We start from the raw sequence: 11,734 nt of genomic DNA on the forward strand, positions 1-11,734 counted from the left end.
ATGCCTTCTCTCGCGCATCACGAACGGCCCCGATCCCCCGGCGACCAGGTACTTTCCGGACAACATGCCGCCGTGCGAGGTGAGCACGGCGGCGCTCGGGGTCAGTTGCGGGCGGTCGGGCTTTCGATCGGGGCGCCGCGCTTGGCGATCGCCTCGGTGATCTCGCGGGCGAGGTCTTGTCCGGTCAGCCCGATCTGGCCGAGGATCTTGGCGCGCTTGGCGTGGTCGAGGAAGCGCTGCGGGATGCCGTAGGAGCGGACGGGCACGTCCACGTCGGCCTCGCGCAGCAGCCGCGAGACCGCGTCGCCCACGCCGCCGACCTTGCCGTTGTCCTCGACCACGGCCACCAGTTTGTGGGCCCCCGCCGCCACCACCAGGGCCTCGTCGAGCGGCTTGACCCAGCGCGGGTCGACGACCGTGGCGGTGATGCCCTGGGCGTCGAGCAGCTTGGCCGCGTCCATGCAGATGTGCGCCATCGGGCCCACGCCGACCAGCAGCACGTCGGGCTCGCCCGAGTCGGCCACCCGCAGCAGGTCCATCTCGCCCAGCTTGCCGACCGGCTCGATCGTCTCGGCCAGCGCGCCCTTCGGGTAGCGCAGCACGGTCGGGCCGTCCGTGGTGGCGACGGCCTCGCGCAGCAGTTCGACGATGCGCTCCCCGTCGCGCGGCACGGCGATCCGCAGTCCGGGGACGACCTGCATGATGGACAGGTCCCACATGCCGTTGTGGCTGGCCCCGTCGTCGCCGGTGACGCCCGCGCGGTCGAGCACCAGGGTGACCGGCAGCTTGTGCAGGGCGACGTCCATCAGCAGCTGGTCGAAGCCGCGGTTGAGGAAGGTGGCGTACACGGCGAACACCGGGTGCATCCCGCCGAGCGCCAGGCCGGCGGCGCTGGTCAGGGCGTGCTGCTCGGCGATGCCGACGTCGTAGATGCGCTCGGGGTAGGCCTCGGCGAAGGCGGCCAGGCCCACCGGGTGGAGCATGGCGGCGGTGATGCCGACGATGTCGGAGCGCTCGCGGCCGAGCTTGACCATCTCCTCGCTGAACACGTCGGTCCAGATGCGGGGCTTCGGCTTCTCCCGCCCGGTCGACTTGTCGAAGGCGCCGGGACCGTGCATCTGGTCCTCGTCGTGGTTCTCCGCCGGGGAGTAGCCGCGGCCCTTCTGGGTGAGGGCGTGGACGATGACCGGGCCGCCGAAGTCGCGCGCCTTGCGCAGCGCGGCCTCCATGGCCTGCTCGTCGTGGCCGTCGATGGGGCCCAGGTACTTCAGGCCGAGGTCCTCGAACATCACCTGCGGGGCGATGACGTCCTTGACGCCCTTCTTGATCCCGTGGAGGGCGTCGTAGAGGACGGGAACGTTCCCGATCTTGTCCTTGACGAACTCCAGCATGTCCTCGTAGCGGCGGTTGACGCGCAGCGAGGACAGATGGGAGGCCAGCCCGCCGATGGTCGGCGAGTAGGAGCGGCCGTTGTCGTTGACCACGATGACGACGGGGAGGTCCTTGATCGCGGCGATGTTGTTGAGCGCCTCCCAGGCCATGCCGCCGGTCAGGGCGCCGTCGCCGATGATCGCCACGACCCTGCGCTCGCGATCGCCGCGCAGCTTGAACGCCTTGCCGAGCCCATCGGCGTAGGACAGCGCGGTGGAGGCGTGGGAGTTCTCGACGAAGTCGTGCTCGGACTCGGCCTGGCTCGGGTAGCCGGACAGGCCGCCCTCCTGCTTGAGCGCGTCGAAGCCGGCGAGGCGGCCGGTGAGGAGTTTGTGGACGTACGCCTGGTGGCCGGTGTCCCAGATGATCGGGTCGCGCGGGGAGTCGAAGACCCGGTGCAAAGCGATCGTGAGTTCCACGACACCGAGGTTGGGCCCCAGGTGTCCGCCGAAGCGCGCGCACGAGTCGACGAGCGTGTCGCGGATCTCCCCCGCGAGCCTCGGCAACTGCGCCGCTCCGAGCCTTCTGACGTCCTCCGGACCCTTGATTGAGCTCAGCAGCCCGCTCACGGAATCAGCCCCTCCTGCTCGTGCTCGCCACTGCGCACGAGTCTAGTTCGTGCCCCCGGCGCTGACTGCATCGAGTCAAATCAGCCCACATTTGTCCGATCTTGACCTAGTCTTTCCCTCACTATGAACACTCTCCCCATGAGGAAACTCTCGTCACTCGTGGCCGCTGGGCTGGTGCTTGCTCTGGCGGGCGTGGGTACGGCGACCGCCGAAGCGCAGCCCGCCAACCAGGGGGCGCAGCTGCAGCAGGCAGCGCCGCCCCGTGGCAAAGCAGCCGCGACGGCGAACCCGCTCTACCGAACCGGCCGGCTCGCCGACTCCAACTGTTCTCCCGGCAGCCTGCCCCGCGGCAGCACCGCCGCCTACAAGCGCTTCCTGCAGCGCGTCACCAACTGCCTGAACGCCTCCTGGAGCAGCCAGTTCCGCAAGGCGGGCCTGTCGTTCAGCAAGCCGCGCCTGCGGATCATCACCAAGAAGGTCCGCACCGCCTGTGGCCCGTGGAGCGCGGGGGCCGACGGCCTCTACTGCTCGGGCGACCGCACGATGTACATGCTGATCACCAAGACGCAGCTCCGCAACCCGTACGCCCTGGGCATCACCCGCCTGATGGCGCACGAGTACGGTCACCACGTCCAGCAGATCTCCGGCATCTGGAACTACTACTGGGCGGCCCGCAACAGCTCGGGCAAGTCGATGCAGCTGCAGCTGTCGCGCCGCTCGGAGCTTCAGGCCGAGTGCTTCTCCGCGGTCTTCATGAACACCGTGGCCGACTCCCTGCCCGTCGACCAGGGCGAGTGGGACCGGACGGTCGACTGGTTCCGCAAGAACGGCCACAAGGCCTGGGCCCAGAACGACCACGGCAAGGGCTCCTCGCAGGCCGCCTGGATGAACCGGGGCTTCAACTCCGGCCAGGTGGGCGCGTGCAACACGTGGAAGGTCTCCGCCCGCTACGTCGCCTAGCCTGCTAGGCCCGAAATATCGTGACATTGCGGCCCGTGCCCCTCGCGGCACGGGCCGCAATGTGCTTTACCAACGGCATATGCGCCAAATAAGGTGCCTTCTCATGCGTACCCCCATTTTGGCGCTCATTTCCGGCGCCCTGGCGAGCGTGCTGTTCACCGGTGTGGCCCACGCCGCTCCCCCCACCTACTCACCGGTGCTGACCAAGAACCCGGTCTACAAGACAGGTGCGCTGGAGCTCAAGGAATGTGACGAGCAGCCGGTCCAGAGCGGAGACCTGGACGACGCCCGCGTCTACCTCGAGTTCCTCATGGACTGCCTGAACGAGTCCTGGAGCAGGCAGCTGGCCAAGAAGAACATCCCGTTCGCCAAGCCGGGCTTCGAGGTCATCGCCAAGCCGGGCGCGCGGACCTCGTGCGGGAAGTTCCCGGCGGGCGCCCAGGCCATCTACTGCCCGAAGAACAAGAAGATCACCTTCCTGCTCGACGAGGCGATCCTGGCCGAGCCGTTCGAGCTGTTCCTGATGGAGGTCCTGGCCCACGAGTACGGTCACCACATCCAGCAGCTCACCGGCATGCTGAGGGTCGTCGACAACCTCAAGGGCAAGAGCAAGGCCCGCGTGTACGACGAGAGCCGCCGGGTGGAGCTGCAGGCCGAGTGCCTGTCGGGCGCGTTCATCGGCTCGGTCTGGCACTCGCTGGGCCGGCGCGAGTTCGACTTCCGCTACATCGTGAAGGTCGCCGAGAACGGCTACGACTTCCGTTCCCACGGCAAGGCCAAGAACATCGCCTGGTGGCTCAAGCGCGGCTTCGACGCCGAGTCCCCCAGCGCGTGCAACACCTGGGCGGCGCCGAAATCCCGGGTCTCCTAACCGGAGCGCCCCGAACTGGTCTAGGATCCGCGATCGTGCGACTTCCCCTTATTGCGGCATCTGTGTGCATGATCGCGGGTCTGACCATTTCCGGTACGGCCAGCGCCTCGGCAGAACCGGCGGCCGCCGTACCGCCCGCCGTACTGACCCAGAACAAGATCTATCGCTCCGGCACCACGTCGGCGCTCTCGTGCGCCATTCCGGAGATCCGCCGGGGAAGCGCCGCCTCGCTCCGAGCCTTCCACACCGGGATGGCCCGGTGCGCCGACCGCTTCTGGACGGCCAGGTTCAAGGCCGCGGGGCTGCGGTACACGCCGCCGAAGGTCCAGGTGACGACGGGCAGCCGATCGGTCTGCGGGAAGATCACCAGCAACGGCGCGCAGTACTGCCCGCAGCAGCGCACGGTCGCCATCCGGATCATGAAGCGTGACCTGACCGACCCGTTCAAGATGAACATCGCGCACTCGGTCGCCCACGAGTGGGGACACCACGTCCAGCACCTCACCGGCATCCTGACCGCGCAGAACGCCATGTACTGGCGCTCGTCGGGCAGCGCGCGCACGATCCTCAGCCACCGCCTGGAGATGCAGGCCGAGTGCTTCGCCGGCGCCTTCTACAGCTCCACCCTCGATTCCATCGATCCCGGCATCACCTGGGACCAGTGGATGGAGTCGGTCAGCAGGGCCGGGGAGAGCAAGACCCACGGCCGGCCGGCCAATCTCGCCTATTGGCAGAACCGCGGTTACGGCGGTCGTTCGGCGCAGTACTGCAACACGTGGAAGGCGGGAAAGTCACGCGTTCTCTGAATGGCAATTGATTGTTAAGCAGGACGTATCACACTTTCTCCATGAGGTTCCCCCTTTATGCCGTGGTGTCGGTCCTTCTGGCCGGGGTAGTCCTGGCCGGCGCGACGGGCACCGCGGCCGCGTCCGCGTACCCGATCAAGAGTGCCGTCCTCACCCAGAACAAGATGTACCGGACCGGCGCGCTCGCGCCGGGCGCCTGCGTGGAGAAGCCGGTCGCGGCGGGGAGCGTCGCGCAGGCCAAGGCCTACGTCCGCACCGTCCACACCTGCCTCAACAAGGCGTGGCGCGCGCATTTCACCGGCGGGGGGCTGGAGTTCGGGCAGCCGTCGCTGACGTTCGTCACCAAGAAGGGCGCCCGCTTCTGCGGCGAGAAGTGGGCCGACCAGGCGGGCAGCTACTGCGTCAAGACGCGGCGCTTCGCCATCAGCCTTGACGACAAGATGCTGGAGGACCCCTCGGACCTGTTCCTCATGGACGTGGTCGCGCACGAGTACGGGCACCACCTCCAGAACATCGCCGGCCTGCACCACGCCTACCTCTACGAGCCGTACCGGAGCAAGAAGGAGGAACTGGAGCAGACGCGCCGGTTCGAGCTCCAGGCCGAGTGCCTGGCCGGAGTCTTCATGGGCAGCGTGTGGGAGTCGCTGGACCGGACCGAGGACGACTGGGACTACCTGCTGGACATCGTCAAGAGCTCCGGCGACGAGACCACGAAGATCAAGGACCACGGCAAGGGCGGGAACCAGCGCTACTGGCTCGACAAGGGCTTCACCGCCGCCGCCCCGTCGGCCTGCAACACCTGGACCGCCCCCGCCTCACGGGTCGCCTAGGACGTCAGGACGCGCACAGCGCGCGGTCGATCAGGTCGCCCGACGCCTTCTCCTGCTTCAGCGACCGCTCGTCGCCGATCTGCGTGGACATGAAGACCACCACGCTGCGCCGGCCGTCGGCGCTCACGCCGGTGCGCGTCTTGTAGCCGTAGTCGTCGCCGCCGTGGTGCCAGTACACGCCGCCGCAGGACAGCGGGCGCGAGCTGAGCCCGAGGCCGTAGCGCGCCCCCGGCCACCCGGCCTCGTGGGCGGGCGCGCGCACGGTCTTCTTCATCTGCGCGAGCTGCTCCGCCGGCAGCAGCCTGCCGCCCAGCAGCGCGCGGAGGAACCGGCCGGTGTCGGCGGTGGTCGAGATCAGTCCGCCCGCCGCGTCGCCGTCGAACTTCGAGGTGAGGTCCACGGGCTTGGCCGGCGGCATGAGGAGGTAGCCCCTGGCGTGCGGCTTGGGCACCTCGTTCGACGCGCCCGACCACAAGGTACGGCGCAGCCCCAGCGGCCCGCTCACCCGGGCCGCCACCTCCTTGTGCCACGGCCGGCCCGTCGCCTTCTCGATGATCAGGCTGATGAGCAGGTAGCCCGTGTTGTTGTAGCGCCACTCGGCGCCCGGCCGGAACTCCGGCTTGTGCTTGACCGCCCTCTCCACGATCTCCAGCTCGGTGAAGCGCTCGTAACGGTGCTCCAGGATCTCTTCGAGCGAGGCGTAGCCCGGGTAGGCGTCGTACAGGCCGCTGGTGTGCTGGAGCAGCATGCGAAGCGTGATCGTGTTTCCGTCGTTGCCGTTGCCCTGGACGACGCCGGGCAGGAGCTTCTCCACGGTGTCGTCGAGCGACATCTTGCCCTCGGCGACCAGTTGCAGCGCCACGGTGGCCACGAACGTCTTGGTGGTGCTGGCGATCCTGCTGTAGCCGTTGGCCGGGACCGGGCGCCGCGTGCCGTGGACGGCCGTGCCCGCCGTGGCCACCAGGTTCCGGCCTCCGTCGGTGACCCTCGCCTGGACGCCGATCGTGCCCACGTCCTTGATGGCGTTGACGTCGCGTTGCAGGTCGGCCCGGCCGTACCCGGGGCGGGCGGTCGCGCCGGCCCCGGCGGGCAGCGCGACGGACATGACGGCCGCGGTGACGGCGGTGAACAAGACTGCTCGATATGCGTGGCGCATGAACTCTTCTCCGTGTCGAACGCTGATGCATCCGACACTAGAAACAGGATCATGCCTTGTGATCGGCCGTACGCCCGGTCCTGCCCTCGGCCGCCGGGACGATCCGCCCGGGGTCCGGGCAACTTTGGATGCGCTCAGCCGCCCGCGCGGGCCAGGACTTCCAGCGGGTCGGCCAGTACATGGGCGAAGGCCAGTTCCGCGGCGCCCACGAGGGTCGCGTCGTCGGCCAGCGCGGAGGTCCGCAGGCGCAGCTCCTCCCGCTGGGGCGCCAGGGCGCTGACCGCCAGCCGGCTGCGCACCTGGGCGGCCGAGCCGAGGTAGACCTCGCGCAGCATGCCGCCGAAGATCACCATCTCCGGGTTGAACAGATTGACCAGGTTCGCCACGCCCAGCCCCAGCCAGTCGCCGACCTGGCGCAGCGCCTCCTGGGCGACGATGTCCCCCCGGTCGGCGGCGTCGACGACGTTGCGTACCGCGTCGCGGCCCTGGTGGCCCTCCTCCGGGCTCCTGCCCGCGGCCTCCAGCAGGGCGCGCTCCCCCACCTCCGCCTCCAGGCAGCCTCGTGAGCCGCAGGCGCACTGCCCGCCGCCCGGGTTGATCACCATGTGGCCGATCTCACCGCCGTAGCCGTCGTGGCCGCCGAGCAGGTGGCCGCCGGCGATGATCCCGCCGCCGACGCCGACGTCCCCGTGCAGGTAGACCAGGTCGCGCACGCCCACGCCCACGCCGCGGCTGTGCTCGGCGAGCGCGGCCAGGTTCGCGTCGTTGCCCACGCTCACCGGCAGCCCGAAGGCCAGCCGCCTGCCCAGTGCCTCGCCGAAGGGCGCCTCGTCGGCGTGCAGGTTCGGGCCGAACCTGATCACGCCGTCGCTTCTGCGCACGCCGCCGGACACGGCGGCGCCCGCCCCGACGCAGACGGCGTCGTGGCGGGCCTTGCGCCGCATCTGCCGGGCCGCGGCGGCCAGGTCCCCGGTCAGCTCCGTCAGGTCGAACGGGCCGCGCCGCCGTACCGACTCCCTTCGGTCGAGTATCACCCCGCCCAGCCCGACGCGCGCGACGGCCAGCCGATCGGGACCCACGTCGAAGGCGAAGACGTAGACGCGCGCCGACTCGGGGCGCACCACCAGCGACGGCCGGCCGGCGCGGCCGGTCTCGCGCGGCAGTTCCTCGCGCACCAGGCCCGCCGCGGTCAGGTCGGAGGTGAGCGCCATGATGGTGCTGCGGTTCAGGCCCATGCGCGAGGTCAGCTCGGCACGGGAGATCGGCCCGCCCAGATGGACATGGCGCAGCAGCGTGCCGAGATTGTGCCGCCTGATGTCCTCCTGGGATGGCCCCGCCCGCATCACCTCAGACCCGCTGCGGCCGCCCGCCTGCGCGCCAGCGCGTCGACGCCCGCGGCCAGCAAGAGGACAGATCCGGTGACCAGGTATTTCACGCTGGAACCGTACTGCATCAGGCCCATGCCGTTTTCGATGACCGCCACCACGGCGCCGCCCAGCACGGCGTCGAGGACCCTGCCCTTGCCGCCGAACAGGCTCGTCCCGCCGATCACCGCAGCTCCGACGGCATACAGCAGGACCGTGCTGCCTCCGGTGTTCGGGTCGACGGAGTTGGCGCGGGAGGCGGCGATGATCCCGCCGACCGCGGCCATCGACGAGCAGATCACGAACGCGCCGATCTTGATGCGGTCGACGTCGATGCCGGCCCTGCGGGCCGCCTCCGCGTTCCCGCCGACCGCGTAGACATGCCGTCCGAAGGGCATACGGCGCAGCACGAACGTCCACAGGACCAGCAGCGCCAGGATGACCGGCACGACGATGGGCACGCCGGTGAGCGAGATCGTCAGCGGGTTGCGGCTGCGTTCCAGGTTCAGGACGTAGACGGCGAGCCCGGCGATGACCGCCAGGCTGCCCACCCGCGCGGCGATCAGCGAGAACGGGTCGGCCACCAGCCCGCGCGCGGCCCGCCGGCGGGCCCGGGTGAGCTGGAGCGCCGCGTAGATCACCACTCCGGCGGCGTAGAGCGCCCAGCCGAGCGCGGGCGTCATGTTCTTGGTCGCGATGGCGACGATGACCGGGTCGGCGATGGAGATGTTGGTGCCCTCGTCCAGCATGATCAGCACCACGCCCTGGAAGGCGAGGAAGGCCGCCAGCGTGACCACGAAGGACGGGATGCCGACCTTGGCCACCAGCGAGCCCAGGACCACCCCGATCGCCGAGCCGGTGAGGATGGCCGCGATCACGGCCACGTACCAGGGTTGCCCGAGGTCGGTGAGCGTGACGGCGAGCACCGCCGCGCAGACGCCGCTGGCGAAGCCGGCCGACAGGTCGATCTCGCCCAGCAGCAGGACGAAGACCAGGCCCATGGCGATGACGGTCACCGCGGCGCCCTGGGTGAACAGGTTGGCGAAGTTGATGGCGGTCAAGAACGAGGGCCGGGCGATCGCGAAGACCGTGCAGAGCACGACCAGGCCGATGACGGCGGGCAGCGCGCCCATGTCGCCGCCGCGGACCCGCTCCCCGTAGGCACGGGCGCTGTGCCCGATCGACGGCGCCTGCACCGCCGTGATGATGGCCTCTTTGTCCTGCACAAGCTTGCTCATGGCGCGATCCCCAGTTCTCCGCTGCGACCGGAGGTGATCAGTTCGACGACCTGCGCGTGCGTCACGTCGGCGGTGCGGACCTGGGCCGCCATCCTGCCGAGGTAGAGCGCCGCGATCCGGTCGGAGACGGCGAACACGTCGTTCATGTTGTGCGAGATGAGCACCACGGCCAGGCCCTGGTCGGCCAGCCTGCGCACCAGTTCCAGCACCTGGGCGGTCTGGGCGACGCCGAGTGCGGCGGTGGGCTCGTCGAGGATGACCACCCGGGAGTTCCAGAGCACCGCCTTGGCGATGGCGACGGTCTGCCGCTGGCCGCCGGACAGGCTGGCGACCTGTTGCCGGATGGATTTGACCGTGCGTACCGACAGGCCGGACAGCGTGCGCTCGGCCATCTCCTCCATCGTCGCCTCGTCCAGGACCAGGCCGCTGCGGCGCTCGCGGCCGAGGAACATGTTCTGGACGATGTCGAGGTTGTCGCAGAGCGCGAGGTCCTGGTAGACGATCTCGATGCCGAGCGCTCCGGCGTCGCGCGGGGTGCTCACCTGGACGTCGTCGCCGTCGAAGAGGATCCGGCCGGCGTCGACGGGGTGGATGCCGCCCACGCACTTCACGAGCGTCGACTTGCCGGCGCCGTTGTCGCCGACCAGAGCGGTGACCTCGCCGGCGTGGGCGGAGAAGGCGACGTCGTGGAGCACTTGGACGGGGCCGAAGCTCTTGTCGAGGCCGCGTACTTCGAGAAGTGGGGTCGTCATGGGGCTCCCTCGGAGGAGGGTACGGCAGGCCGCCTTGTGGGCCGCTTGCCGTACCTTAAGCCGAAATTTCGGGATCTAGAGGGGGTTGGGTTAGCTGATTCCGGCTTCTGTGCACTTGGCGGCGAAGTCGCCGGTGCAGAGTTCGTCCTTGGTCACGTAGCCGTCGGCCACGACGTCCTTGACGGTGTCGAAGGTGATGGGCTGGGGGTCGAGGAGTTCGGCGGGGACGTCCGCGCCGGTCTGGGAGTCCTTGACGGTGCCGCTCGCCGTCGGCTTCTCGCCCTTGGCCAGCGCGACCGCGAGCTTGGCCGCCGCGTCGGCCTCCTTCTTGACGGCCTTGTAGACGGTCATGCACTGGTCGCCGGCCAGGATGTTCTGCAGGCCCTGGACGGTGGCGTCCTGGCCGGTGACCGGGACCTTCCCGTTGAGGTTGTTCTTCTTCAGCACGGTGATGGCGGCGTTGCCGAGCCCGTCGTTGGCCGCCAGCACGCCGGCGATCTTCGGCTGGCTGGTGAGCATCTGCTCGAACAGCGTGCCGGCCTTGGTGTTGTCCCACTCTGGGACCGACTCCTCGGGGCCCTTCACGTACTCTCCGGCGTCGAACTTGGGCTTCAGGACGCCGTCGTAACCCTCCTTGAACAGTGTCGCGTTGTTGTCGGTGGGCGAGCCGTTCAGGTAGGCGACGATGGGCTTGCCTGCCTTCTTCTCGGCCAGGCACTTGCTCAGGCCCTCGCCCTGAAGGGTGCCGACCTTGGTGTTGTCGAAGCTGACGTAGTAGGCGGCGTTGCCGCCGAGCGTGAGCCGGTCGTAGTCGATCGTGGGCACGCCCTGCGCCTTGGCCTTGTCGATGACGGTCTTGCCGGTGCCGCTGTCGAGGTTGACGATCATCAGCACGGTCGCGCCGTTGGTGATCATCTGGTCGGCGATGGTCTGGAACGCGGACTTGTCGTTCTGGGCGTTCTGGATGTCGAAGGCGACCCCGGCCGCCGTGAAGGCCTCTCCCAGGAACTTGCGGTCCGCCGTCTCCCAGCGGGCCGAGGACTTGCTGTCGGGCAGGATGACACCGACCTTGCCGGGCTTGGCGGTGGCGGCTCCCGTCGTCGCGGTGGTGCCGGTGGTCGTGCCGCTCTCGCCCCCGCAGGCGGCCAGACCCAGGATGAGCGCGGCGGCGCCCAGGATCCCCTTGCGCATGGCAGACCTCCCTGAATGTTGTTTGCGGCAACGTATTCCGCCAGGGACCTCTTGGGAAGGGGCTCCGAGGCCGGAGTTTGTTGTTCCGCATAACAATCGTGAAACGTGGGTCTTGCTCGTGTAGGAGCTGTCGCGTTGTCTGGGCCCATGGACGATCACTGGGCCATCGGCGACCGCCTGGCCACCTACGCCTACGCGCTGGACAGCGGCGCCTGGGACCTGCTCGACGAGGTGTTCACGCCCGACGCCGTGCTCGACTACACCTCCGCCGGAGGAATCAAGGGGCCGTTTCCCGAGGTCAAGGCCTGGCTCGCCGAGGTGCTGCCGCACTGGCCAGGCCGGCTCCACCTGATCGGCGCCACCCGGGTCGCGGTGCGCGGGGACGCGGCGGAGGTCTCGGCCTCGTTCACCGACACGCTGGCGCCCGGCCGGGAGCTGGCCAAGCCGGCCGGGATCCTGCAGGGCGGCGGCTGGTACCACCACCGGATGACCAGGACGGCCGCCGGGTGGCGGAGCCGGGAACTGGTGGAGGAGCAGACCTGGCGGACCATGCACTGAGGCCCTCC

General features: G+C 69.3%; 11 protein-coding genes. 5 read left to right on the forward strand and 6 right to left on the reverse strand.

Annotated features, from left to right (window positions below):
• Positions 1-101: 101 nt before the first annotated feature.
• Positions 102-2,000 (reverse strand): 1-deoxy-D-xylulose-5-phosphate synthase, encoded by a 1,899-nt coding sequence (dxs, locus tag ACIBHY_RS16750; RefSeq protein WP_397242448.1) that lies wholly within the window; start codon positions 1,998-2,000, stop codon positions 102-104.
• Positions 2,001-2,138: 138 nt separating this feature from the next.
• Here dxs and ACIBHY_RS16755 point away from each other — a divergent pair, with 138 nt between their 5' ends.
• From ACIBHY_RS16755 to ACIBHY_RS16770, 4 genes are all read left to right on the forward strand, one after another.
• The gene (locus ACIBHY_RS16755) at positions 2,139-2,960 is read left to right on the forward strand and encodes a neutral zinc metallopeptidase (RefSeq protein WP_397242446.1); all 822 of its coding nucleotides are present in this window, start codon (positions 2,139-2,141) and stop codon (positions 2,958-2,960) included.
• Between the two features lie 103 nt (positions 2,961-3,063).
• On the forward strand, positions 3,064-3,831 hold the full coding sequence (locus ACIBHY_RS16760) for a neutral zinc metallopeptidase (protein WP_397242444.1): 768 nt from the start codon (positions 3,064-3,066) through the stop codon (positions 3,829-3,831).
• Positions 3,832-3,899: 68 nt separating this feature from the next.
• A complete protein-coding gene (locus tag ACIBHY_RS16765; RefSeq protein ID WP_397242442.1) occupies positions 3,900-4,637 on the forward strand; it encodes a neutral zinc metallopeptidase in 738 nt (245 codons plus the stop codon).
• A 41-nt stretch (positions 4,638-4,678) separates the two neighbouring features.
• Entirely contained in the window at positions 4,679-5,467 is a 789-nt protein-coding gene (locus ACIBHY_RS16770) for a neutral zinc metallopeptidase (protein ID WP_397307081.1), read from the forward strand.
• A gap of 4 nt (positions 5,468-5,471) precedes the next feature.
• Here the strand turns inward: ACIBHY_RS16770 and ACIBHY_RS16775 are convergent, their stop codons facing one another.
• The 5 genes from ACIBHY_RS16775 to ACIBHY_RS16795 form a co-directional block, all read right to left on the reverse strand.
• Entirely contained in the window at positions 5,472-6,599 is a 1,128-nt protein-coding gene (locus ACIBHY_RS16775) for a serine hydrolase domain-containing protein (RefSeq protein ID WP_397242438.1), read from the reverse strand.
• Positions 6,600-6,757: 158 nt separating this feature from the next.
• The gene (locus tag ACIBHY_RS16780; protein WP_397307082.1) at positions 6,758-7,966 is read right to left on the reverse strand and encodes an ROK family protein; all 1,209 of its coding nucleotides are present in this window, start codon (positions 7,964-7,966) and stop codon (positions 6,758-6,760) included.
• Positions 7,966-9,225, reverse strand: coding sequence for a sugar ABC transporter permease (locus ACIBHY_RS16785; RefSeq protein ID WP_397307083.1), 1,260 nt, complete (start codon positions 9,223-9,225; stop codon positions 7,966-7,968). Before ACIBHY_RS16785 ends, ACIBHY_RS16780 begins: the two co-directional genes overlap by 1 nt.
• A complete protein-coding gene (locus ACIBHY_RS16790; protein WP_397242434.1) occupies positions 9,222-9,977 on the reverse strand; it encodes an ATP-binding cassette domain-containing protein in 756 nt (251 codons plus the stop codon). The genes ACIBHY_RS16785 and ACIBHY_RS16790 overlap by 4 nt, the downstream gene beginning before the upstream one ends.
• Before the next feature lie 90 nt (positions 9,978-10,067).
• Positions 10,068-11,168 carry a sugar ABC transporter substrate-binding protein gene (locus tag ACIBHY_RS16795; protein WP_397242432.1) on the reverse strand — a complete coding sequence of 367 codons (1,101 nt, stop codon included), beginning with the start codon at positions 11,166-11,168 and terminating at the stop codon, positions 10,068-10,070.
• Positions 11,169-11,315: 147 nt separating this feature from the next.
• On the opposite strand from ACIBHY_RS16795, the gene ACIBHY_RS16800 reads away from it, so the two are divergent.
• Complete coding sequence (locus tag ACIBHY_RS16800; RefSeq protein ID WP_397242430.1) at positions 11,316-11,726, forward strand: nuclear transport factor 2 family protein; 411 nt, start codon at positions 11,316-11,318, stop codon at positions 11,724-11,726.
• The last annotated feature ends 8 nt before the right edge of the window (positions 11,727-11,734 follow it).

Origin of the sequence: Nonomuraea sp. NPDC050547, from assembly GCF_044457345.1 — a bacterium.
In the GTDB taxonomy this organism is placed as follows: Bacteria; Actinomycetota; Actinomycetes; order Streptosporangiales; family Streptosporangiaceae; genus Nonomuraea.